The sequence below is a fragment of the Rahnella ecdela genome (genome assembly GCF_019049625.1).
Lineage (GTDB): Bacteria > Pseudomonadota > Gammaproteobacteria > Enterobacterales > Enterobacteriaceae > Rahnella > Rahnella ecdela.
Map to the genome: position 1 here is coordinate 21,587 of NZ_JAFMOY010000104.1, position 23,751 is coordinate 45,337.

At 51.5% G+C, this 23,751-nt stretch carries 19 protein-coding genes; 11 read left to right on the forward strand and 8 right to left on the reverse strand.

The genetic code is table 11. From position 1 onward, the window contains the following. Positions 1 to 195: 195 nt before the first annotated feature. Entirely contained in the window at positions 196 to 2,109 is a 1,914-nt protein-coding gene (locus J1784_RS02710; RefSeq protein ID WP_217147914.1) for a DNA repair helicase YoaA, read from the reverse strand. Positions 2,110 to 2,251: 142 nt separating this feature from the next. Here J1784_RS02710 and J1784_RS02715 point away from each other — a divergent pair, with 142 nt between their 5' ends. Next, entirely contained in the window at positions 2,252 to 2,596 is a 345-nt protein-coding gene (locus tag J1784_RS02715; RefSeq protein WP_120509193.1) for a RidA family protein, read from the forward strand. Between the two features lie 66 nt (positions 2,597 to 2,662). On the opposite strand, the gene J1784_RS02720 is transcribed toward J1784_RS02715, so the two are convergent. Further along, the gene (locus tag J1784_RS02720; RefSeq protein ID WP_217147915.1) at positions 2,663 to 3,304 is read right to left on the reverse strand and encodes a bifunctional 4-hydroxy-2-oxoglutarate aldolase/2-dehydro-3-deoxy-phosphogluconate aldolase; all 642 of its coding nucleotides are present in this window, start codon (positions 3,302 to 3,304) and stop codon (positions 2,663 to 2,665) included. 263 nt (positions 3,305 to 3,567) lie between these two features. Continuing rightward, positions 3,568 to 5,043, reverse strand: coding sequence for a glucose-6-phosphate dehydrogenase (gene zwf / locus J1784_RS02725; RefSeq protein ID WP_112290019.1), 1,476 nt, complete (start codon positions 5,041 to 5,043; stop codon positions 3,568 to 3,570). Positions 5,044 to 5,451: 408 nt separating this feature from the next. Here zwf and J1784_RS02730 point away from each other — a divergent pair, with 408 nt between their 5' ends. The 6 genes from J1784_RS02730 to J1784_RS02755 all read left to right on the forward strand — a co-directional run bounded on the left by J1784_RS02730 (position 5,452) and on the right by J1784_RS02755 (position 15,288). After that, positions 5,452 to 6,321 carry a MurR/RpiR family transcriptional regulator gene (locus J1784_RS02730; protein ID WP_217147916.1) on the forward strand — a complete coding sequence of 290 codons (870 nt, stop codon included), beginning with the start codon at positions 5,452 to 5,454 and terminating at the stop codon, positions 6,319 to 6,321. Between the two features lie 246 nt (positions 6,322 to 6,567). Beyond that, positions 6,568 to 8,010, forward strand: a complete 1,443-nt coding sequence (pyk, locus tag J1784_RS02735; RefSeq protein ID WP_217147917.1) for a pyruvate kinase — start codon at positions 6,568 to 6,570, stop codon at positions 8,008 to 8,010. Positions 8,011 to 8,639: 629 nt separating this feature from the next. Continuing rightward, positions 8,640 to 10,208 carry a pyridoxal phosphate-dependent decarboxylase family protein gene (locus J1784_RS02740; protein WP_238485360.1) on the forward strand — a complete coding sequence of 523 codons (1,569 nt, stop codon included), beginning with the start codon at positions 8,640 to 8,642 and terminating at the stop codon, positions 10,206 to 10,208. 19 nt (positions 10,209 to 10,227) lie between these two features. Beyond that, positions 10,228 to 11,532, forward strand: coding sequence for a lysine N(6)-hydroxylase/L-ornithine N(5)-oxygenase family protein (locus tag J1784_RS02745; protein WP_217147931.1), 1,305 nt, complete (start codon positions 10,228 to 10,230; stop codon positions 11,530 to 11,532). Positions 11,533 to 11,546: 14 nt separating this feature from the next. Further along, positions 11,547 to 13,931, forward strand: a complete 2,385-nt coding sequence (locus J1784_RS02750) for a GNAT family N-acetyltransferase (RefSeq protein WP_217147918.1) — start codon at positions 11,547 to 11,549, stop codon at positions 13,929 to 13,931. 136 nt (positions 13,932 to 14,067) lie between these two features. Beyond that, a complete protein-coding gene (locus tag J1784_RS02755) occupies positions 14,068 to 15,288 on the forward strand; it encodes an MFS transporter (RefSeq protein ID WP_217147919.1) in 1,221 nt (406 codons plus the stop codon). A 44-nt stretch (positions 15,289 to 15,332) separates the two neighbouring features. Here J1784_RS02755 and lpxM read toward each other — a convergent pair whose 3' ends face one another. The 3 genes from lpxM to znuA form a co-directional block, all read right to left on the reverse strand. After that, entirely contained in the window at positions 15,333 to 16,313 is a 981-nt protein-coding gene (gene lpxM / locus J1784_RS02760) for a lauroyl-Kdo(2)-lipid IV(A) myristoyltransferase (protein WP_217147920.1), read from the reverse strand. Between the two features lie 93 nt (positions 16,314 to 16,406). After that, a complete protein-coding gene (mepM, locus tag J1784_RS02765; RefSeq protein WP_217147921.1) occupies positions 16,407 to 17,741 on the reverse strand; it encodes a murein DD-endopeptidase MepM in 1,335 nt (444 codons plus the stop codon). 19 nt (positions 17,742 to 17,760) lie between these two features. Next, positions 17,761 to 18,693: a zinc ABC transporter substrate-binding protein ZnuA gene (gene znuA, locus J1784_RS02770; RefSeq protein WP_217147922.1), complete on the reverse strand. Its 933-nt coding sequence runs from the start codon at positions 18,691 to 18,693 to the stop codon at positions 17,761 to 17,763. A gap of 95 nt (positions 18,694 to 18,788) precedes the next feature. Between znuA and znuC the strand changes: the two genes are divergently transcribed. Both znuC and znuB read left to right on the forward strand, forming a co-directional pair. After that, the gene (gene znuC, locus J1784_RS02775; protein ID WP_120162828.1) at positions 18,789 to 19,547 is read left to right on the forward strand and encodes a zinc ABC transporter ATP-binding protein ZnuC; all 759 of its coding nucleotides are present in this window, start codon (positions 18,789 to 18,791) and stop codon (positions 19,545 to 19,547) included. Next, complete coding sequence (gene znuB / locus J1784_RS02780; RefSeq protein WP_217147923.1) at positions 19,544 to 20,329, forward strand: zinc ABC transporter permease subunit ZnuB; 786 nt, start codon at positions 19,544 to 19,546, stop codon at positions 20,327 to 20,329. The genes znuC and znuB overlap by 4 nt, the downstream gene beginning before the upstream one ends. A 45-nt stretch (positions 20,330 to 20,374) precedes the next feature. Here znuB and J1784_RS02785 read toward each other — a convergent pair whose 3' ends face one another. Beyond that, positions 20,375 to 21,754, reverse strand: a complete 1,380-nt coding sequence (locus tag J1784_RS02785; protein WP_217147924.1) for a cation:proton antiporter — start codon at positions 21,752 to 21,754, stop codon at positions 20,375 to 20,377. A gap of 154 nt (positions 21,755 to 21,908) precedes the next feature. Between J1784_RS02785 and J1784_RS02790 the strand changes: the two genes are divergently transcribed. Beyond that, a complete protein-coding gene (locus tag J1784_RS02790) occupies positions 21,909 to 22,214 on the forward strand; it encodes an EthD family reductase (protein WP_217147925.1) in 306 nt (101 codons plus the stop codon). A gap of 110 nt (positions 22,215 to 22,324) precedes the next feature. On the opposite strand, the gene J1784_RS02795 is transcribed toward J1784_RS02790, so the two are convergent. Continuing rightward, a complete protein-coding gene (locus tag J1784_RS02795) occupies positions 22,325 to 22,651 on the reverse strand; it encodes a hypothetical protein (protein ID WP_217147926.1) in 327 nt (108 codons plus the stop codon). A 331-nt stretch (positions 22,652 to 22,982) separates the two neighbouring features. Between J1784_RS02795 and J1784_RS02800 the strand changes: the two genes are divergently transcribed. After that, a partial coding sequence (locus J1784_RS02800; RefSeq protein ID WP_217147927.1) for a hypothetical protein occupies positions 22,983 to 23,751 on the forward strand: 769 nt, incomplete at its 3' end.

The following is a 23,751-nucleotide window of genomic DNA, read 5'->3' on the forward strand; positions in this document are numbered from 1 at the left end:
CAGACCTCAGGCGGGGAAATTAATAAGTTACACCCTAAATACTTCGAGGTGGAGGAAGGCGACAAGCTCGTGAATCCCCGGGAACTTAGATAACTAAGTGACTGGGGTGAGTGAGCGCAGTCAACGCATCTGCAACTTGAAATATGACGGGCATAAGAGCCTTTTTCGGGGCGGCATCTTAGCATAAACAAAGGGCTATTTCTGCTCTTCGACACCCTGTAAAAAGCGGATCGCTTGTGCCAGATCACGCGTGCGCGGTGTCGGCGGCAAACTGTTGAGGAAAACTTCGCCATAAGGGCGCATCACCAGCCGGTTATCGCAAATCACCATCACACCCCGGTCAGAGGTATCGCGGATTAAACGTCCGACACCCTGTTTCAGCGTAATAACCGCATCAGGTAATTGTACGTCATTGAACGGATCACCGCCGCGCAGGCGACAATCTTCAATACGGGCTTTGAGCAGCGGGTCATCAGGTGATGTAAACGGCAGTTTGTCGATAATGACGCAGGACAACGCATCGCCGCGAACATCCACGCCTTCCCAGAAACTGCTGGTCGCCACCAGTAATGCGTTGCCAGCTTCGACAAACTGCGCCAGAAGCTGGCCTTTACTGGTTTCGCCCTGTAATAAAACTGGCAACGTCAGGCTGGCCCTGAACTCCTCGGCCAGTTCACGCATCATTTTGTGTGACGTACACAGAAAGAAACAGCGGCCTTTGTTGGCTTCAATCAGCGGACGCAACATCCGCGCCAGCTGTTTTGAACTGCCGTTTACATTCGATTCTGGCAAAAAACGCGGCACGCATAACAGCGCCTGTTTAGCGTAATCAAACGGACTCGGCAGCAGTAATGTTTCGGCCTCATCCAGCCCCAGACGTTCGGTAAAATGATGCAGCTGATCGTTCACCGAAAGCGTTGCGGAAGTGAAAATCCACGCGCCCGGTTTTTCTTTCATCATTTCGCTGAATTTGTCAGTCACTGACAATGGCGTCAGCGCCAGGACGAAATGACGCGAGTTACATTCATACCAGTAACTGTAACCGGGAATGGAGACATCTTTCAGGCGTTTCAGTCGGTTACGGTAAAGCGTGGCACGTTCGAACGCAGCATCCAGTAACGCAGAACGGCCGAGCGACAATTTCACCACGTCGTAGCAAAGCTCCAGCGCGTCATCGAGTAACAGCAGTGCGCGCTGGATAGCTGGCTGATTAAGCACATCGCGCAGATTGCCACGAAAACCGGGTTCTCCGAGCGCAAGTCGAAAATCCATCGTGCTCTGGCTCAGGCGGTCAGCGCTTTTCTGAAGCTGTACGGAATCACGCACTTCGGTGCGATAAGCAATCGTGATGTCTTTCGCCATATCAAGCAGCTGACGGCTGGTCACCTGCTGGCCGAAATACTGGCTGGCGATATCGGGGATCTGATGGGCTTCGTCGAAAATCATGACGTCGGCTTCAGGGATTAACTCACCGAAACCGCTTTCTTTTACCACCATGTCCGCCATAAACAGGTGATGGTTGACCACCACCACGTCGGCGTCCATCGCCTTGCGACGGGCTTTCACCACAAAGCATTCTTTATACAACGGACAGTCACTGCCGAGGCAGTTATCGTTAGTGCTGGTCACCAGTGGCCAGACAAAGCTGTCTTCCGGCACCACGTTGCAGGTACTGATATCACCCTCTTCCGTGCTGCTCGACCAGTGTCGCAAATGCGCCAGTTCGCTGAGAGCCTGACTGGCGAGATCGCCGCCGGACAGCGATTGTTGTTCCAGACGTTCCAGACACAAATAGTTTGAGCGCCCTTTTAGCAGCGCCAGGCGGCCTTTGAAATTCAGTGCGCTGGCAACTTTAGGTAAATCGCGGGAATAGAGCTGATCCTGTAAATTTTTCGAACCGGTGGAGATAATGACTTTTTTGCCGGAGCGCAGAGCCGGCGCCAGATACGCATAGGTTTTACCGGTACCTGTACCAGCTTCCACCACCAGCCCTTGCTTACCGCTGATCGCTTTGCTGACAGCCTGCGCCATCAGACGCTGAGGTTCACGGGGTTTAAAACCTTCAATTTTTTGCGCCAGTGCGCCGTCTGTTGCGAAATCGTCTGTCACTCTGTCTCTCTACCTGTACGGATCAGCAGTGATTATGCCAATCCCTTGGCTTCACTACCACCGTCATCTGCCAATCCAACGTATTCATCCTTTGTGATACCCTTAGCGCCATCAAAATAATGTGACTAACCGGAGTTAAAAAATGACCATCGAACGTATCCGCCCTGAGCCACGGATGTCCGACATCGTTATCCATAACGACACCATTTATTACACCGCGGTACCGGAAAATCTGGATGCTAACGCCAAAGATCAGACGGCAGAAACGCTGGCGATTATCGATGCAGCGCTGACTGAAGCGGGCTCAGACAAAAGCAAAATTATTGATGCCACGCTGTTTCTGGTGAACAAAGAAGACTTCCCGGCCATGAACGAAGCCTGGGATGCGTGGGTTTCTCCGGGTAATGCCCCTGTGCGTTGTACCGTGCAGGCCAATCTGATGAACCCAAAATACAAAATTGAAATCAAGATTATCGCTGCGCGTTAATCACTCATTTTCAGATATAAAAAAACCTCCCGCGGGAGGTTTTTTCGTTATCCGTGCAACGCTTTATCAGGCTTTTGCACCAGCAACAGCTTCTTTGGCCAGCTCAGTGATTCGTGCATAGTCACCGCTTTCCAGCGCATCGGCTGGTACCAGCCAGGATCCACCGATACACAGCACGCTTTTCAGTGCCAGATAATCACGGTAATTAGCCGGTGAAATGCCGCCGGTCGGGCAGAAACGCACCTGCGGGAATGGTCCTGCAATCGCCTGCAACGCTTTCACGCCGCCGTTGGCTTCTGCCGGGAAAAATTTAAATTCACGAAGACCAGCATCCAGACCCAGCATCAGTTCTGAAACAGTGCTGATACCTGGGATCAGGGGAATCGAACCTGCGTTCGCCGCTTTAAGTAACGCATCTGTCAGGCCAGGGCTAATCGCAAACTGAGCCCCGGCTTCGGTCACTTCGGCCAGTTGTTCAGGATTGAGCACAGTTCCTGCACCGATGATGGCATCCGGGACTTCTTTGGCAATCGCGCGGATCGCATCCATCGCACACGAAGTACGTAAGGTGACTTCCAGAACACGTACACCACCGGCAACCAGCGCTTTCGCCAGCGGGACAGCATGTTCCAGTTTATTGATAACAATCACAGGAACGACCGGCCCTGAGGTCAGAATTTGTTCCGCGCTTGTTTTCCAGTTTTTCATCTTTTTCTCCATTCATGCCCGCAGGCATCGTTGTGATTGATGGCGCGCCCCTGCCACAGGGACCAGCAGAAACTTTCTCCGCCGGAAACCGACCACACCCGATTGGACAGTACTACCCTCCCCGTCATACTTGGAGCCGCAGCGGCGTTGGCTGCGCTAGCGCACCCGAATCACTGACTCATGTCAGCTCATCGGGACTCTCTCACTTGCCGCCTTGCTGCAACTCCAAGTATTTTGGGGAGTAATTACTCAAAAATTATCAGTTACTCAAACTCGTTCCAGGAACGGCCGTCGCGGGTGATCATCGCCACAGACGCCACCGGCCCCCATGTCCCGGACTGATACGGTTTTGGTGCTTCGCTTTCCGCCGCCCATGCATTCATGATGGAGTCGACCCATTTCCAGGCTTCTTCCACTTCGTCACGGCGTACAAACAGCGCCTGGATCCCACGCATGGTTTCCAGCAGCAAACGCTCGTAAGCATCGGCAATATGTTGTTCATTGAAGGTTTCAGTGAAGCTCAAGTCCAGCTTGGTGGTTTGCAGACGGTGCTTGTGTTCCAGACCCGGTACTTTGTTCAGTACTTCGATCTCGATACCCTCGTCCGGTTGCAGACGAATCGTCAGTTTGTTCTGCGGCAATTGCTGGTAAGAATCACGGAACAGGTTCAGTGCCGGGCTTTTGAAATACACCACAACTTCTGAACATTTGGTCGGCAGACGTTTGCCGGTACGCAGATAGAACGGTACGCCCGCCCACTGCCAGTTATCAATATCCACGCGGATAGACACAAAAGTTTCGGTGCTGCTGGTTTTCTTCGCGCCTTCTTCTTCCAGATAACCAGGGACTTTTTTACCCTGTACGAATCCGGCAGTGTACTGACCGCGCACGGTGTTTTCACGCACATTAGACTGATCGATACGGCGCAGGGAGCGCAGTACTTTCACTTTCTCATCACGGATACGGTCGGTGCTCAGATCAGCCGGTGGAGACATGGCAATCATGGTCAGAATTTGCAGCAGGTGGTTCTGGATCATGTCACGCATCTGACCCGCATCATCGAAGTAACCCCAGCGGCCTTCGATACCCACTTCTTCAGCAACGGTGATCTGCACGTGATCGATAGTACGGTTATCCCAGTTGCTGGCAAAGAGATTGTTGGCGAAACGCAGCGCCAGCAGGTTCAGTACCGTTTCTTTGCCCAGATAATGGTCGATACGGTAAACCTGAGATTCTGCAAAGTACTCGGCGACCTGATCGTTAATAACCTGTGAAGATTCCAGCGAGTGGCCCAGCGGTTTTTCCATCACGACGCGTGCAGGCTCTTTGTTCAGCCCTGCTTCGCCCAGTCCGCGGCAAATAGCCCCGAAATGGCTTGGCGCAATCGCAAAGTAGTTAATGGTTGCGCGATTTTTCTGGTCGAGCATCTTGCCCAACACTTTGAAATGTTTCAGATCATTGACATCAAGGTTGCAGAAATCAAGACGGGCACTGAGTTTATCCCACAGTTCCGGATCAATTTTTTCTTTCATGAAGGTAGTCAGTGCTTCTTTGACCACTTCGGTATAGGCCGCTTTGTCCCATTCCGCACGTCCGACACCGATAATGCGAGTATCCGGGTGAATGTGACCTGCTTTCTCTAACTGATACAGGGAAGGCAACAGCTTACGGCGCGCAAGATCGCCTTTCGCACCGAAAATTACCAGATCACAAGCCTGGGCTGTCTGAGTTACCGCCATGTTCTTCTCCTCAATGCAGGAATACCTGACATATTTCTGGTTGCTCCGCGTGAGCTGCAACTCGAATTATCCCGGGTACATATTGTAATTTTATTTCAGCAACAATGTACTCTGATTGCCCGTAAGCCGTAAACCATGATCTGACAGGGTAATAACTCTGCGGAAAACCTTATTTTTATCATAAGTCTCTCAGGTGCTGTCAAAACCTACAACATTCTGTAATTTTATGACAAAACTGAACAGAATTTACCATACTGAAAGTTAGATCTCGGTCAAACTCTGACAAAAAAAGCCGTAAATTCGCCTGGCTGACGCTGCCAACGGCATGAAGCGCGTAGTATATTTTCATCAAATCAGTCCGATTTCCTCTTTTCACAGAAATCGTTGAAACCTATGAGTGGCATGCTTATGAATACGTTGGAAAAAATCCAGACTCACCTTGACATTCTGAGCAAGTCAGAACGCAAAGTTGCTGAAGTGATCCTGGCATCGCCGCATGTTGCTATTCACTCCAGTATTGCCACTCTCGCCCGCATGGCCGACGTCAGTGAACCTACTGTAAACCGTTTTTGCCGTCGTCTCGACACAAAAGGGTTTCCAGATTTTAAACTGCATCTGGCACAAAGTCTGGCAAATGGTACGCCTTATGTGAACCGTAACGTGGATGAAAGCGACAGTGTCAGCGCTTACACCAGTAAAATTTTCGAATCCGCCATGGCCAGCCTCGACCAGGTGAAGAATACCCTGGATATCGCGGCCATCAATCGCGCCGTCGATTTACTCACTCAGGCCAAGAAAATTTCCTTCTTTGGGCTGGGCGCATCCGCCGCGGTTGCCCATGATGCCATGAACAAGTTTTTCCGCTTTAACATTCCCGTGGTTTACTTCGACGATATCGTCATGCAGCGTATGAGCTGTATGAATTCCAGCGAAGGCGACGTCGTGGTACTAATTTCACACACCGGACGCACTAAAAATCTGGTCGAACTTGCCCAACTCGCCCGTGAGAACGATGCCACGGTGATCGCGATTACGTCTTTTAATACACCTCTGGCCCAGGAAGCGACGCTGGCATTGTTACTGGATGTTCCTGAAGACACCGACGTTTACATGCCGATGGTCTCGCGGATTGCCCAGCTGACGTTGATCGACGTGCTGGCCACCGGGTTTACTCTGCGTCGTGGCGCAAAATTCAGAGATAACCTGAAGCGGGTCAAAGAAGCGTTGAAAGAATCGCGCTTTGATAAAGGGATAGTCATCCCTAACCTGCTTGAGTGAGCTTACTCAACAAGTGAATCCATAAATCATTCGTGAAGCAAATGAGTGCAACACTAATGATTTAACAGACAGTGATTTAATAGGGAGTCTGCCCGGAAATCTTCGCGCAACGTGCGCAAGGCGAAAGTCAGACATGAGGCCAGCGGGTCACACAGGTGAAACCCTTTTGTATTACAATTACACCTCCGGCACAGTGGACCCGTTGTTTTTAGCATTACCATGTTTCATCAGTTAACGGAGTTAGGCATGTCCAGAAGGCTCAGAAGAACGAAGATCGTTACCACCCTCGGTCCGGCAACTGACCGCGACAATAATCTAGAGAAGATCATTGCAGCGGGTGCAAACGTTGTACGTATGAATTTCTCTCACGGAACTCCTGAAGATCACATCCTTCGCGCTAACAAAGTGCGTGAAATCGCCGCCCGCCTTGGCCGCCATGTCGCCATTCTCGGTGACCTGCAAGGCCCTAAAATCCGCGTTTCTACCTTTAAAGAAGGCAAAGTCTTCCTCAATATTGGCGATAAATTCCTGCTCGACGCCAACATGAGCAAAGGTGAAGGCGATAAAGAAAAAGTTGGTATCGACTATAAAGGTCTGCCTGCTGACGTTGTGCCGGGCGACATTTTGTTGCTCGATGATGGTCGCGTGCAGCTTAAAGTGCTCGAAGTTCAGGGCATGAAAGTGTTTACCGAAGTGACTGTTGGTGGCCCGCTTTCTAACAACAAAGGCATCAACAAACTGGGCGGCGGCCTTTCTGCTGAAGCCCTGACTGAAAAAGATAAAGCAGACATTATTACTGCGGCCAAAATGGACGTAGATTATCTGGCAGTTTCATTCCCACGCACCGGCGAAGACCTTAACTATGCGCGCCGTCTGGCCCGCGATGCAGGCTGTAACGCTCAAATCGTTTCAAAAGTGGAACGTGCTGAAGCCGTTGCCACCGACGCAGCCATGGACGACATCATTCTGGCTTCCGACGTAGTCATGGTTGCCCGTGGTGATCTGGGTGTAGAAATTGGTGACCCTGAACTGGTCGGTATCCAGAAGAAACTGATCCGTCGTGCCCGTCAGTTGAACCGTGCGGTTATCACCGCCACTCAGATGATGGAATCGATGATAACCAACCCGATGCCAACCCGGGCCGAAGTGATGGATGTGGCGAACGCCGTACTCGATGGCACCGATGCGGTCATGCTTTCAGCTGAAACCGCTGCGGGCCAGTATCCGGCAGAAACCGTTGCTGCGATGGCTCGTGTTTGCCTGGGTGCAGAGAAAATCCCAAGCATTAACGTGTCCAAACACCGTCTCGACGTGGAATTCGATAACATCGAAGAAGCCATTGCGATGTCAGCCATGTATGCGGCCAACCACCTGAAAGGTGTGACGGCGATCATTTCCATGACGGAATCTGGCCGTACCGCGCTGATGTTGTCCCGCATCAGCTCTGGCCTGCCAATCTTTGCGATGTCCCGTCATGAGCACACCCTGAACCTGACCGCCATTTATCGTGGCGTCACGCCGGTCTTCTTCGACAGCGTGAACGACGGCGTAGCGGCAGCACAGGACGCGGTTAATCTGCTGCGTGATAAAGGTTATCTGCTGTCAGGCGACCTGGTTATCATCACTCAGGGCGACGTCATGAGCACCATCGGTACTACCAATACCAGCCGTATTTTGCGTGTTGATTAAACTAAATATGTAATTAAATACGAATCAATGGCCGATTATTATGATCGGCCTTTTTATTTTCTCATGTTAATCATGTTACCCTGAAACAGTCCGGTCATTTTCCCGCCTTAATTTGATCATTATTCTACCATCCGTATGAAATAATTCTCCGCCCTTCGCTGACAAAAAGTTTATTAACTACAAATAGACCTGCTTTTAGTGCGCATTAATATAACTTTTTATATTATTCATAGTGGAAATCAGCAACCTTAAACGAATAATAAATACAGAATACTCTCATGTGAATAACGTTTTTTAAGGCAAATCTCCATCATTAATGTGATGGCCATCACATAAAATAAGCTTATTCGCTGCGAATGCCTAAATGTTCAATGCCGTAGTTGAATGATAATGATTTGCATTTATAATGATTCCCATTCGTTAAAACCTTGTTTAAGTCCGCTCAAAGGAAATCGCACAAGAGTTAAACCTTATTATTTGTGTTAATAAAACAGATTAAACCGCACACCTGACAGGCGTGGACTTGAGCCCTGCCTGCTATACACACGTTCAATGAAATCTCCTGACTTATACCGGGTGGCCTCCCCTCGCCCGCAGTAAAGAGAACGGATAAACAGAAAGGGTCCATGATGAGCCAGATAAATAATTGGGAAATAATGCAGGACAGCACCAAAGACCTCATGATTGCTCCGGCTAAATTAAGCGAAAACAAGGGTTATATTTTCAATCAAAATAGTACGCCTGAATGGCAGGATCAGATTGAACAAGGGATTGAATTAATTAAATCTCATATTAACCATACGGAAAAACCATTTTCCGGTGTTTCTCCTGCTGAGTTAGCCGAACAATTTCGCCATATTGATCTGACCAAACCTTTGGCAGGAACACGGCTGGCGCTGGAAGAACTGGATGATTTATATCTGCAGCACGCTGTTTATTTCCACCATCCGAAATACCTCGCTCACCTGAACTGCCCGACCGTGGTTCCGTCCCAGCTTGCAGAGCTTTTTATCAGTGCCATTAATTCCTCGGTAGATACCTGGGACCAGAGTGCAGGTGGCACTTTAATCGAACAAAAAGTCATTGACTGGACTCTCGCCCGTATCGGTTTTGGCGCAAAGTCTGACGGCATTTTCACCAGTGGCGGGACGCAATCCAACCTGATGGCGATGCTGCTGGCGCGCGACAGTCACTGCAAACGTACCCGTCCGCAGCACAGTATCAAATATCAGGGACTGCCGCCGGAAGCCAACCGCTGGCGTATTTTCAGTTCTCAGGTCAGCCATTTCAGCATTCAGAAATCCTCCGCCCTGCTCGGCCTGGGGTATGACGCCGTGGTACCGGTCGCTTGCGACAGTGCATTCCGTATGGACATCAGCGCGCTTAAAGCCGAAATCGAGCGTTGTCACGCAGAGGGACTTATCCCGATCGCTGTCGTAGCAACCGCCGGCACCACCGACTTTGGCAGCATCGATCCGCTAAATGAAATCGCAGAAATCTGCCGCAAAGAAAAAATCTGGATGCACGCCGATGCCGCTTACGGCTGCGGATTGCTGGTTTCCCCTCAGCATCGCCAGCGTATCGAAGGCATTCATCTGGCCGACTCCGTCACCGTGGATTATCACAAATCCTTCTTCCAGCCAGTCAGTTGCAGTGCGTTCCTTGTTAACGATCACAGCCATCTGGAACACGTGACTCATCATGCTGAATACCTGAATCCGCTGAGTGCAAAACTGGAAGGCACGCCGAATCTGGTCAACAAAAGCATCCAGACCACCAAACGCTTTGATGCCCTGAAAATGTGGCTGACGCTGCGCATCATGGGCCAGCAGGCACTGGGTGAATCCTTCGATGTGTTGCTGGAGCGCGCCACCGAAACCCATCAGATGATGGAACAAAATCCCAACATCGAAGTGCTGCATAAACCCGAACTGAGCACGCTGGTATTCCGTTTTGTTCCGCGCATATCCATGCATCACGAGCAAATTGACGCAATTAATGCCGGTATCCGTAAAGCAATTTTCCGTGACGGCAGCGCCGTAATTGCCGGCACCAAAGTGCATGACCGTCAGTATCTGAAATTTACTTTACTGAACCCGACCACCACCAGGGAAGATGTTGCCGATGTGCTCAGTCTGATCACCCATTATGGCAAAGAGCTGACTGCCACTGCGCTGAGCGCCGCAAAAAACCGGTAAAAGGAAACGCACCATGAATATGAATTCTACCGAAAAAACCTATGATTTTATCGCTGTGGGCATTGGCCCGTTCAACCTCGGACTGGCCTGTCTGACTGAGCCGGTGAAGGCGCTGAACGGTCTGTTTTTAGACCAGAATGACAGTTTCGACTGGCACACCGGCATGATGCTGGAAAGTGCGCATTTGCAGACGCCATTTATGGCAGATCTGGTGACGCTCGCCGATCCAACCAGCCCTTACAGCTTTCTGAATTACCTGAAATTGCAGGGAAAACTCTACTCATTCTACATTCGTGAAGATTTCTTCATGATGCGAAAAGAGTTCAACCAGTACTGCCAGTGGGCTTGCAGCCAGCTAACCAGCCTGCAATTTTCTACGCGTGTGGAACTGGTGACCTGGGAGTCGACGCAGGAGTGCTATCTGGTCCAGGCGCGCTCGACCAAAAGCAATGAGAAACATGTTTACCGCACCAAACGTCTGGTGCTGGGCACCGGCCCGTCGCCGTGGATGCCCGCCTGCACGCGTGATGCTGGCAAAAACGTGCATCACTCCTCGGCGTATCTGCCCAATAAAGAACAGGTACAGAATTCCAAATCCATCACCGTGGTCGGCAGCGGTCAGAGCGCAGCGGAAATTTACTATGACCTGCTCTGCGACATCGAAAAGCACGATTATCATCTGACCTGGGTCACCCGCGCGCCGCGTTTCTACCCGCTGGAATACAGCAAACTGACGCTGGAAATGACCTCGCCGGAATACATCGACTATTTCCATGACCTGCCGATGGCCAAACGCGATCAGCTCAACCGCGAACAGAAGTGCCTGTACAAAGGCATTAACATCAGCCTGATCAACGACATTTACGACCTGATGTATGTCAAACGTCTCGACGGGCCACTGAATGTTGACTTGTATACCCACTCAGAACTGACGGCACTGACCCGCAACCGCAGCGGCGAGCTGGAAATGAGCCTGCTGCATCACGAACAGCAACAGGCGTATCAACACCGTACAGAATCAGTGATCCTCGCCACCGGTTACGGCTATCAGCCGCCGCAGTTTGTTGAAGGCATTTACCACCGTATTCAGTGGGATGACGCGGGCCGTTACGCCGTTAATCGTAATTACAGTATTGATGCCCATAACCAGATTTTCGTGCAAAACGCCGAACTGCATACCCACGGTTTTGTCACGCCAGATCTGGGGATGGCGTGCTACCGCAACAGCACGATTATCCGCGAGATGCTGGGACGCGAAATTTATCCGGTAGAGAAATCTATCGCCTTCCAGACCTTCTGCACCCGCAGCCTTGCCGGAAACTAACTGAGAATTTACCGATGTCTGATGCTATTCCAAATTCCGTCTTTTCCTGCCCGCGCGCCGCTGGAAAACTGTCCTTCCGCCTGCTGGCATTAGAAAAAGATGCCGCCACTTTGCATGGCTGGATGACGCAGCCCTACGCACATTTCTGGGGAATGCAAAACAGCACGGTCGCAGAGGTTGATGCGTTTTACCGCGACCTGACAGCAGGTAACCCGCGCGCTGCGCTGATGGGTGAAATCAACGGCCAGCCGCAATTCCTGATCGAGTGCTATCCGGTTCATGACGATCCGTTGCGTGAACATTACGACGTTCAGACCGGCGATATGGGCATGCATATTCTGCTTTCTCCCGCCGACAAACCTGTCACCGGATTCAGCTGGCAGGTATTTTCCGCTGTCATGGAATACCTGTTCAGCCAGCCGGAAGTGAAACGCGTGGTGGTCGAGCCGGACGTGCGTAACGACAAGATCCACAAACTGAATAAGCGCGCAGGTTTCCGTTATCAGAAACAAATTCAGCTGACACACAAAACGGCATGGCTGGCATTTTGCCAGCGTGAGGATTTTATTCAGGCCAGCCAGAAGGAAAAAAACAGTATGACACCATCTAACATGCAAACCGGTCAGCATCTGCAACCGGAAGTCTGGGCTAAAGCCAATGCCCTGCTGCTGCGAAAATGCCTGTCCGAGCTGACGCATGAGCGCCTGCTCGCTCCGCAGGCACTGAAAACCACCGGCACCTGGACCGACTATCAGCTGGCGGTTCCGGCCTCAGAAATTGAATACCGTTTCCGCGCACGCCAGCTGCCCCTGAATGACTGGATGATTGATCTCGACAGTATTCAGCGGCTTGATAATCTCAGTCCGCAACCGCTGGATGTCGTGAAATTCATCATTGAATTCGCAGAACAAATTGGCATTTCACAGGCCATGCTGCCGACCTATCTGGAAGAAATCAGCAGCACGCTTTACAGCAGCGCTTACAAACTGGTGAACAACCACACGACGGCCAAACAACTGTCTGAAGCCGATTTCCAGACCGTTGAAACCAGCATGACCGAAGGCCATCCGAGCTTTATCGCCAACAATGGACGTATCGGTTTTGATGCCGGTGATTATGTGCGCTACGCACCGGAAGCGGCGAATCCATTGCAGCTGGTCTGGGTCGCGGTACATCACGACAAGGCACATTTCGCCAGCGTGAAGGATTTACCGTATGAAACGCTGATCGCCGAAGAACTGGGCGATGCGCAGATTTGTGCCTTTACGCAGAAGCTGGTGGATCTGGGTGTCAGTCCGAAAAACTACTATTTCATGCCGGTGCATCCGTGGCAGTGGCAGAACAAATTGCTGACGGTTTTCGCCCCGGATATCGCCCGTCAGTTCCTGATTTATCTTGGTCAAGGCGAGGATGATTATCTGGCACAGCAGTCAATCCGCACCTTCTATAACGCCAGCCGTCCGAAAGCGCGCTACGTCAAAACCGCTCTGTCGATTCTGAACATGGGCTTTATGCGCGGGCTGTCGCCTTACTACATGGCCACCACGCCGGGCATCAACGAATGGCTGGCGGACCTGGTGGAAAACGATTCCTACCTGCAATCCACCGGTTTCAGCATTTTGCAGGAAGTCGCTTCGATCGGTTATCACAACCATTACTTCGAAGAAGCGATTAAAGGCGACAGCGCGTACAAAAAAATGTTTGCCGCTCTGTGGCGCGAAAATCCGGTGGCACAGTTGCAGCCTAATCAGCGGCTGATGACCATGGCTGCCCTGTTGCACACCGACAAGCATGGCGATGCGCTGATTGTCGAGATGATCAAATCCTCCGGTCTGGCGACAGGTGACTGGCTGAAACGCTATATGCACGCTTATCTCAGCCCGCTGCTGCATTGTTTCTATCAGTACGACCTGGTGTTCATGCCGCATGGCGAAAACCTGATCCTGCGTTTCGAAAACAATATTCCGGTTAATGCCTTCATGAAGGATATCGCAGAAGAAATCGCGGTCATGGATCCGGACGCTAACCTGCCAGAGAAAGCCAAACGTCTGGCGGTCGATGTGCCGGAAGACCTTAAAATTTTGTCGATCTTCACCGACGTCTTCGCCGGTGTATTCCGCTTTATCGCCCGTATTCTGGAAGAGAACGGCAACTATCCTGCCGATCAGTTCTGGCAGGTAGTGGCGGAAGTGGTACGCGATTACCAGATTCAGTATCCGGAACTGGCCGGTAAATTTGCCCGCTATGACATGTTTGGCCCAGAGTTTACGCACTCGTGCCTGAACCGTCTGCAACTGGCGAATAACCAGCAAATGATCAACCTCTCAGATCCGGCACAGAACCTCAAATTCGCCGGTACGCTGGAAAACCCGATTGCGGCGTACGCTAACCGCTACTGAGCAAAATTTTAGAGTGATGAATTTATTGCGATGAATTTAGTTTGATGATTTTGGTTTGATGATTTTGGTTTGATCAATAGTTGCGCGGCTTTCACAGGCCGCGTTTTTCGATTTTAAGTACCGGAGTGTTAACGTTATGTCGTCCGTTTCTGAATCTGCATCACGGCTGAATTTTCGCCAGTGGCTGTTTCCGCTGTCGCTGGTGTTATTCGAGTTCGCCACCTATATCGCCCACGATATGATCCAGCCGGGTATGTTGCAGGTGATCAGTGATTTCAGCGCAAGCGCCGACTGGGTTTCCACCTCCCTGACCGCATATCTGTGCGGCGGAATTCTGCTGCAATGGCTATTGGGGCCGCTTTCCGACCGCCTCGGACGCAAGCCGGTTCTGCTGGCTGGTGTCGCCTTTTTCACTGTTACTTGTTTGCTGACCGTTTTTACCCAAAGTATCGAACAATTTATTCTGATGAGGTTTTTACAGGGGATGAGCCTGTGCTTTATCGGCGCTGTCGGTTATGCCGCGATACAGGAAGCGTTCAGCGAAACCCTGAGCGTCAAACTGATGGCGCTGATGGCAAACATTACACTGATTGCCCCGCTGCTTGGGCCGCTGGCGGGCGCGGCGTTCATTCATTACGCGCCGTGGAAAGCCATGTTTGCGCTGTTTGCTTTCATCTCCGCTCTGGCGTTCTGGGGCTTGTGGCGAAGTATGCCGGAAACCGCCTCAGCGCATGATGGCCGATTTTCGATGCACAGGCTGCTGGCAGATTACCGTGAAGTGTTCACCAATAAAGGCGTAGTGACGGGCTCACTCGCTATCGGGTTGATCACCCTGCCGTTGCTGGCGTGGGTCGCGCAGTCACCCGTTTTGCTGATCCAGGATGCCGGCATGACACCTTTACAGTATGGCTGGTTACAGGTGCCGGTATTCACCGGACTGATTATTGGCAATATCACGTTGAGCAAAATCAGCGGCAAAGTGAATATCCGCACGCCGGTCTGGCTCGGTATTGTGCCGATTGTTTTCGGGCTGTCGGTCAGTGCGTACGCAGCCCTGTTTATGATGCACGCCTGGTACTGGATAACTGGCGGGCTGAGTCTTTACGCAGTGGGAACGGGGCTTGTGAATGCCGGCCTGTATCGTCTGACGCTGTTTTCCAGTCCGACAGGAAAAGGCACCGTTGCGGCCGCGCTGGGACTGATGACCATCGTGGTATTTGCAGCTGGTATTGAAATTGCTAAACAGTTCTATTTTGCGCTGGGTAACGGCATTTTCATGCTCTCGGGTCTTATCGCGGGCGTTGCAGGAACGATTCTGATTGCCGCATTTCTAAAACATTCGCTTAAAAAAGCGTAAAAAAAAGCTGAGGTGCGAGCCTCAGCTTTTTCAAATCCAGACGGTTACTTCTTCGGATACAACTCTTTGCGCGAATAAGGTTCAGGCTCACCCGGTTTGCGGGTTTTGAGCAGTTTGAGGATCCAGGTGTACTGCTCAGGATTCGGCCCGACCAGCATTTCCACTTCCTCATTCATCCGGCGCGCAATGTAGTTATCATCGGCAGCCGCCAGGTCATCCATCGGTTGCCGGACGTAAATATCCAGACGCTGCTCATGGCCGTTGTAGACCGGAAATAACGGGACAATGGAAGCGCGGCAAACTTTCATCAGACGCCCTACCGCAGGCAATGTCGCCTTGTAGGTCGCGAAAAAATCCACGAATTCGCTGTGTTCAGCCCCGTGATCCTGATCCGGCAGATAATAGCCCCAGTAACCCTGACGAACGGAACTGATGAACGGCTTGATGCCGTCGTTACGCGCGTGCATACGGCCACCAAAACGACGGCGCACGGTATTCCACAGGTAGTCGGTCAACGGGTTTTTCTGATTATGGAACATTGCGGCCATCGGTTGACCGCCTGCGGCCATCAGCATCGCAGGAATATCCACGGCCCAGCCATGCGGTACCAGGAAAATGACATTCTGTCCTTTCGCCTGCATCTCATCGACGATTTCCTTGCCGTGCCAGTGAACGCGCTGCATCACTTTTTTTGGATCACGGATAGCCAGTTCAGCCATCATCACCATCGCCTGTGGCGCCGTAGCAAACATTTCATCAATGATGTGTTCGCGTTCAGCTTCCGGTGTTTCCGGCAGGCAATACAACAGATTAATTTGAGCACGACGGCGCGCGCCTTTGGCAAACTTACCTGCCAGACGGCCCAGACTGCCTAGAACAGGGTCACGGACTTTCGCGGGCAAACAGGCCATCGTTGCCATCGCACCGACGCCCAGCCAGACGCCCCAGTAACGCGGATGGTAGAAGGCTTTCTGAAATTGCGGAATAAATTCTAAGGAAGATCGTTTTTCTTTTTCTGGCTGCATGCTCAGGCTCTTATATCAAATTCTGGCTTAATGATAAGTGCCGTGAGTTATTTTGCAATAAATCACGGCGGCTAATCATTAAAACCTAAGCGATCAGTCCAGCTTCAACTGAGGAACAACCTGACGAACGGTGGCCAGATAAGTACTGCGATCTTTACCTGTCAGCCCTTCAGTACGCGGCAATTTAGCGGTCAGCGGATTCACGGCCAGCTGGTTGATCCACATTTCGAAATGCAGATGCGGGCCGGTGGAACGTCCGGTATTACCGGAAAGCGCAATGCGGTCACCGCGCTTAACTTTCTGACCCGGTTTCACCAGAATTTTACGCAGGTGCATATAACGGGTCATGTACTGACGACCGTGGCGGATAGCCACATAGTTACCCGCTGCGCCGCCGTTTTTGGCAACAACCACTTCGCCATCACCGACAGCCAGAACCGGCGTGCCGACAGGCACCGCGAAATCAACGCCACGGTGCGGCGCAATGCGGCCGGTGACCGGGTTCAGACGACGCGGGTTAAAGTTGGAAGAAACGCGGTATTGCTTGCCGGTCGGGAAACGCAGGAAGCCTTTCGCCAGCCCGCTGCCGGAGCGGTCATAAAACTTACCGTCTTCCGCGCGAACCGCGTAATAATCTTTACCGCCAGTGCGCATACGCACCGCCTGCAATTCACTCTGCTCGTTTTTGCCGTCCAGCACTTCGTGGGACATCAGAACCGCGAAATCATCGCCTTTCTGTAATTTACGGAAATCGAGCTGCCATTGCAGTGCCTTGATAACAGCACTGACTTCACCGCTGCTCAGCCCTGCGGCTCTGGCGCTGGTGACAAAACTCCCGTTCAGCGAACCTTTAATTACCGTGTCTTTCCATTCCCCTTTCAGGGTTTCCAGAGAGGATTTAAAGGCGTTACCGGAACGGTCAAAAGTATAGGTTTCGCGGCGCGATTTTTCCCAGGTCAGACGTTGTAAATCACCGGCATCGTTGAGTGTCCAGGAAATCTGCTGCCCAACTTTCAGATTACGCAAATCACGGTTAGCGTCTGAAAGAGCAGCAATTTCAGACATATCAATGCCGTACTGATTCAGGATACTACTGAGGGTATCGCCGGTAGAAACGACATATTCGTGAACGCCCGCTTCATTGGCCGTTTTATCATCAAGATCATCTTGCGGAATGTCATCATCAGCGGGAGACGTCTGGTCAATCGGTTCGCTGGCTTCGGGAAGCAAAGAACGCAATTGCTGGTTATCTAACGTAATGTTTTTAACCAGAGGTTTGGTATAAGAGAGGTCATTGTCCGGGTGATAGGCTAACGGTTTCCATACGGCCACAGCCAGTGTGACGACGGTAAGAGACCCCAGCATAATGCGATGGGGCCGTGGAAGGTTGCTATACGCCAGAGCGATAGATCGGGCTATCAGCTGCACTTAATTCTGTCCTTTTAGCTTACTTCAGGCAGCTCAGGTACTGGTTCGTCAGCTGTGACAGGAAGTTCACATAGCTGTCCGCACCCAGTGCAATGCTGCTCCCCAGCGGATCCAATGTGCCCATACGCACTTTTGTCCCCTGGGCAACAGCCGTTATGACGGCTGGCCTGAATTGTGGCTCAGCAAAAACGCAGGTCGCTTTTTGCTCAACCAACTGTGTTCGAATGAGATGTAATCGCTGTGCACCGGGTTGAATTTCGGGATTGATCGTAAAGTGACCAAGCGGCGAAAGGCCGAAGTGTTTTTCAAAGTAGCCATAGGCATCGTGAAAAACAAAATATCCCTTACCCTGAACAGGTTGCAGAATACTACCAAGGTTTTTGTCAGCTTTTGTCAAGCCGTCTTCAAAATGAGATAAATTTGCATCTAATTGTTGCTTTTTTTGCGGCACGAGCTGAACGAGTTGGTTATGAATGGCAATCGCGGTCTGACGGGCGATTTCCGGGGACAGCCAGACGTGCATATTGTATTCGCCGTGATGATGCTCATCGCCGTCGTTTTCATGGGCATGATCGTGGTCATGCTCGTCATCGTCACTGCCTTTCATCAGCAGCGGTTTGACGGCCGGCAATGTCGCAATTTCTACCTGGCGGTTTGGCGGTAACTGCGCGACAGATTTGGTCATGAAGGCTTCCATTTCCGGCCCGACCCAGACAACCAGATCAGCACTGCGCATGCGCGAAATATCAGAAGGACGCAGCGCAAAATCATGGGGAGATGCGCCATCCGGCAGTAAGACTTCAGTCGGCATAACCCCATCAGCGATAGCCGATGCAATAAAACCCAGCGGGCGAACGGAAGCCACAACGGCGGCCTGCGTGCTAAAAACCGCAGTGGAACTCAATATTGCGGCGGCAAGAAACATCCGTTTAACGCTTTTTTTCTGTATCATGCAGAGTGAACTCATCTTCGTGGTGGGGGAAAACTGGTTATTTTTCGCGAAACGCAATATTATAACATTCGATTTGTTCTGCAAGACCCAATGACATGCCCACTTTAGCTACGCTCCAAAATATTTCAGTGACTTTCGGTTCCCGACGCGTGCTGTCCAACATCTCGCTGAGCCTGCAACCGGGGAAAATTCTGACCCTTCTCGGCCCGAATGGTGCGGGGAAATCGACACTAGTCCGTGTGGTTCTTGGCCTGATTGCGCCCACCGAAGGCGTGATGACCCGTGAGCCCGGCTTGCGCATCGGCTACGTGCCGCAAAAAATTCATCTTGATCCCACCATGCCGCTGACCGTTAGCCGCTTTATGCGCCTTAAACCTGGCGTGAAAAAAAGCGATATTCTGCCTGCGCTTAAACGCGTACAGGCCGCGCATCTGCTGGATCAACCCATGCAAAAGTTATCCGGTGGCGAAAACCAGCGTGTACTTTTAGCCCGTGCGCTGATGAACAGTCCGCAGCTACTGGTGCTCGATGAACCGACGCAAGGCGTTGACGTCAACGGACAGCTGGCGCTTTACAACCTGATTGACAGCCTGCGCTGCGAGTTGGGTTGTGCAGTGCTGATGGTGTCGCATGATTTGCATCTGGTGATGGCGAAAACCGACGAAGTGCTGTGTCTGAACCAGCACATTTGTTGTTCCGGTTCGCCAGAAGTGGTGTCCACGCATCCGGAATTTATCGCGATGTTTGGTAACCGCGGCGCAGAACAACTGGCGATTTATCGTCACAATCATAACCATCGTCACGATTTAAAAGGGAAGATAATTTTGCGCAATACCGGAGGTCGTGACGCATGATCGCGCTGTTATTACCGGGCTGGCTGGCCGGTGTTTTACTGGCTATCGCTGCCGGTCCGCTGGGTTCGTTTGTGGTCTGGCGACGGATGTCCTATTTCGGTGATACGCTGGCCCACGCCTCGCTGCTTGGCGTTGCGTTTGGTTTGCTGCTGAATGTGAATCCTTTTTATACCGTCATTGCCGTCACCTTATTACTGGCCGTATTGCTGGTGGCGCTCGAGCGCAAACCGCATCTGGCTGTCGATACGCTGCTGGGAATTATGGCGCACAGCGCGCTGTCGCTCGGGCTGGTGGTAGTCAGCCTGATGTCTGGCGTGCGTGTCGATCTGATGGCCTATTTGTTCGGTGATTTGCTGTCGGTGACCTACAGCGATATCTGGATGATTGGCATCGGTGTTACCGTGGTGATTGCCGTACTCTGCTGGCAATGGCGTGCCCTGCTTTCGATGACCATCAGCCCTGAACTGGCCCATGTAGATGGCGTAAATCTGCAACGTTCGCGCGTTGTCCTGATGCTGGTGACGGCGCTGACGATTGGTCTGGCGATGAAATTTGTCGGTGCGCTGATCATCACTTCGCTGCTGATTATCCCTGCAGCAACGGCGCGCCGTTTCGCCAAAACACCCGAGCAGATGGCGCTGGTAGCGGTAGCGATTGGCATTATTGCCGTGACGGGCGGTCTGACATTCTCAGCGTTTTACGATACCCCCGCAGGCCCTTCTGTCGTGCTTTGTGCCGCTGTGTTGTTCATGCTCAGTCTGGGCAAAAAACAGATTGCCTGACTGCCACATGAGAGAGAAGAACGGACGCCATGAGCGTCCGCTTTTTTATGCCTCATTATTTTGCTGTTTTTCCCGCTCTTCCTGTTCTTCACGGGCAGCCTCCTGTCTGGCTTTACGCCAATGAAGTACCGGTGAAACGGTCACACCGTGGATAACCACGCTGGTAACAATCACGGTAAACGCAATATTGGTCATATAGTTGGCTTCTGCCCCGTGTAAACCGTGGGTCCAGGCGTAAGCGATGTAATTCATACTGCCGATACCGCGAATACCAAACCAGCCAATCATCAGCCGCCTGCCCTTCGGCACATGCACGCCCAGCGTGGTGATATATACCGCCAGCGGCCGGATCACAATAAACAACAGCGCCGCAATCAGCAGACCCATCGGTTCCCAGTGTTCAGCAAGCGTGATGCCGAGCACCATAACGATCCCTGCTGCAAAAATACGCTCAATGGTATCGCCAAAAGAGAGCGCATCACCGACCATCAGCCCGATAGAATTTCGCGGCATTTCGGCCTGCATGGAATGCCGCTGATGGGGGTTGACCATCCCTTCTGCCGGTGGCGGACGTGAGCCTTCTTCTATATCCTCTGGCGGATGCTGGGAAACAACGCGTACTTCTGCACTGCGAAGCCCGACACCGGCGGCGAACGCCGCAAGAAAACCAGAAGCATCGAGACTTTGCGCGGCAGCATAACTCAGTGCTATCAGCGCCAGCGCCAGAAAATCGCTTGGCGCGACCGTACGCTGTCGGCTGTGAAAACGGGTAGCACTTAGCCCGACCAGCTTGCCCATCGCATAACCTATCGCTAATCCGCCGAGTAACGCCCAGGCCACATCACGCCATGCCCAGTGCCAGATCGCCTCTGACGATAACCCCTCGTGCGCGGTAAACAGCATCAGCGCCAGCATCAGAATGGGTAGCGCTGAGCCATCATTCATGCCTGCCTCGCTGGAAAGCGCGACGCGCAAACCGTCATCGTCATTGGCATCATTCACCGCAATCATGCTCGCCAGAACCGGATCCGTCGGCGCAATAATGGCCCCCAGCGCCAGTGCCAGCGGCCACGAAATCCCGGTGATATAATGTGCTATTGCGGCGACGCACAGGACGGTCAGCATCATGGCTGGAAATGCCAGGAGCACGCCAACTCGCCAGCTTTGCGCGCGAAAAGGCAGCCTTAGCTTGAGACCGGTAATAAAGAGAGAAGCCGCCATCGCGATTTCAGTAAAGCGCGCGGTGAGCGTGGAATACGCCACCAGATCGACATGCAGTAAGTCCAAAACCCAGGGGCCACAGATAATGCCTGCCGCCAGATATAAACCAAAAGTCGTCACCGGACCGCGGGAAATCCACCCCGACGCCAGTGACATAATCAATAGCAGTCCTCCGACTGCTGCTGTCCAACCTAAAAATCCCATGCGTGTCCCATATTAAGTATCAATCTTTTAAGCTTAGTACATGTGGTCAGCTGAATGATTTTTAGGATAAAGAGCATCGGGCACAAATCGCGCGGCACCGCCGGGACCGGTGCGCTAAAATTGATTTTTACTTGCGAAAAAGACGAGAGACGACGTGATTAAATACAGCGTGTTATATCCGAACATCGAAGGCGGAAGCTTTGATCATGATTATTATCGTGAGGTCCATCTGCCGCTGATCAAAAGCCGCATGGGCGAGTTTTGTCATTCCTACTCAATCGATAAAATTCAGGCTGACGCTCCCGCCGACACACCATTTGTCGCCGCCTGCCATATCTACTGCAATTCAATGGAAGACTTCGCTAAAGGCATGGAAGGGAATGTTGAGGACTTTGTTGCTGATGTAGCAAACTTCACTAATATCGAACCGGTTAAGATGATTTTCGACGTGGTTGTCTGAAAAAACCACCTGTTCTTCTGAACCAGAATGACAAAAAAGGCGGCTAACCCGGAAGGTTAGTCGCCTTTTTTATCGCTTTTTTAGAGCCACAGATCATCCTGCCAGCACCTTTATTTAGTCAGTAACTTTTTTATCGCTGGACTGGGTTCACGTTTGATCGTGTGAAGAAATTCCTGAGCTTTATCGTTGACGGCATAGTCGGCAGTTACACCAAAATCCTGCACCATCGCCCACTTTTCAAATAAGGCTTCATCGCTTTTACGCATAAACCAAAGCATTCTGACCGCAGTAACCGCCACTTGTGGGATTTGCGTTACCGTACCATTGATCCACTTGTTTAACGTGCTGCGAGGCAGTCCTAACAGGATACACAACGCGGGTTGGTCAATTCCCAGCCGCCGGACATAGTCCAGGAATTCATTTGCGTTATCTGCCATTCACTTATCTCCAGTTTCTAAAAACCCTGCACATTGTACAAGAATCCCCTAGAGATTTCATCCCGTCGCTACTCGCTACGAAAATTCCTAGTTTTTAACATTCCAGACAACTCAATTCGTGTCCATTAGCTACAAATAAGCGCGCTAAGTGAAACAATTTCATGTTGCGCTATAAGTTTACGTTTCTTGACATAAGTCAAACGACTGGTGAATGCGTGAAGCAAGTCACATTCACCGCATGTATGATTTTCGAAAAGAGACAAGAATAGCGTTCTGATAACGCTTCTTATTTGTCGCTAACAGATACTTATTTCAATATCGGAAAAAACAAATGAATGCACAGGTCGAACATCGCAACATTAATGACATCACGGTTAGCAAACCAGAGATGAATATCACACCGGAAACGATGGGTTATCTCCAAACACAGAGAATTAACGTTCGCCGTGTCTGGCTGGGTGTTGTGATTGCGTTAAGCGCGGTTTCACCTGTTCAAGCCCAGCTTTCCGGAACTGATCTGGAAGCTGCGCGAGCCTATTTTGCAAACTACTCCTGGGTTCCTGTAGATAAGCAGAATGAGATACTGAGAAAAGATAATCTGCAGCAAGTCACTGACTATCTGAAAACAAATACTTATTGGGACGGTTCGAAAAATGTTCTGATGCCAGCTTTTGATCCTACAGCAAGAATGCAGACTTCTTTCACCGGCCCCGCTGTTATGCCAATGCCTAATCTGATCCCTGCGGAGCCTATCCTGGTTAAAAATGACCCCGCAGGGATCCCAACGCATCAGATTGCCGAAGCCACCCACCTCGACGGTAATCACGACACCGCAGAATCCTTAGCGGCACAGCAGGCAGCCTTGCAGCAGCACGTAGCCGAGGTCGCGGCTTATCAACATAACGATCCGACCGGAGTTCCAACGCATCAGATTGCCGAAGCCACCCACCTCGACGGTAATCACAACACCGCCGAATCCTTAGCGGCGCAGCAGGCAGCTTTGCAACAGCACGTTGCCGAAGTCGCGGCTTATCAACATAACGATCCTACCGGTATTCCGACGCATCAGAATGCCCAAGCCACCCATCTCGATGGCAACC

Coding starts and splice junctions, on each gene's coding strand:
- J1784_RS02715 (WP_120509193.1), top strand. CDS start 2,252: ATGACCATCGAACGTATCCGCCCTGAGCCACGGATGTCCGACATCGTT.
- J1784_RS02720 (WP_217147915.1), bottom strand. CDS start 3,304: ATGAAAAACTGGAAAACAAGCGCGGAACAAATTCTGACCTCAGGGCCG.
- zwf (WP_112290019.1), bottom strand. CDS start 5,043: ATGGCGGTAACTCAGACAGCCCAGGCTTGTGATCTGGTAATTTTCGGT.
- J1784_RS02730 (WP_217147916.1), top strand. CDS start 5,452: ATGAATACGTTGGAAAAAATCCAGACTCACCTTGACATTCTGAGCAAG.
- pyk (WP_217147917.1), top strand. CDS start 6,568: ATGTCCAGAAGGCTCAGAAGAACGAAGATCGTTACCACCCTCGGTCCG.
- J1784_RS02740 (WP_238485360.1), top strand. CDS start 8,640: ATGAGCCAGATAAATAATTGGGAAATAATGCAGGACAGCACCAAAGAC.
- J1784_RS02745 (WP_217147931.1), top strand. CDS start 10,228: ATGAATTCTACCGAAAAAACCTATGATTTTATCGCTGTGGGCATTGGC.
- J1784_RS02750 (WP_217147918.1), top strand. CDS start 11,547: ATGTCTGATGCTATTCCAAATTCCGTCTTTTCCTGCCCGCGCGCCGCT.
- J1784_RS02755 (WP_217147919.1), top strand. CDS start 14,068: ATGTCGTCCGTTTCTGAATCTGCATCACGGCTGAATTTTCGCCAGTGG.
- lpxM (WP_217147920.1), bottom strand. CDS start 16,313: ATGCAGCCAGAAAAAGAAAAACGATCTTCCTTAGAATTTATTCCGCAA.
- znuA (WP_217147922.1), bottom strand. CDS start 18,693: ATGATACAGAAAAAAAGCGTTAAACGGATGTTTCTTGCCGCCGCAATA.
- znuC (WP_120162828.1), top strand. CDS start 18,789: ATGCCCACTTTAGCTACGCTCCAAAATATTTCAGTGACTTTCGGTTCC.
- znuB (WP_217147923.1), top strand. CDS start 19,544: ATGATCGCGCTGTTATTACCGGGCTGGCTGGCCGGTGTTTTACTGGCT.
- J1784_RS02785 (WP_217147924.1), bottom strand. CDS start 21,754: ATGGGATTTTTAGGTTGGACAGCAGCAGTCGGAGGACTGCTATTGATT.
- J1784_RS02795 (WP_217147926.1), bottom strand. CDS start 22,651: ATGGCAGATAACGCAAATGAATTCCTGGACTATGTCCGGCGGCTGGGA.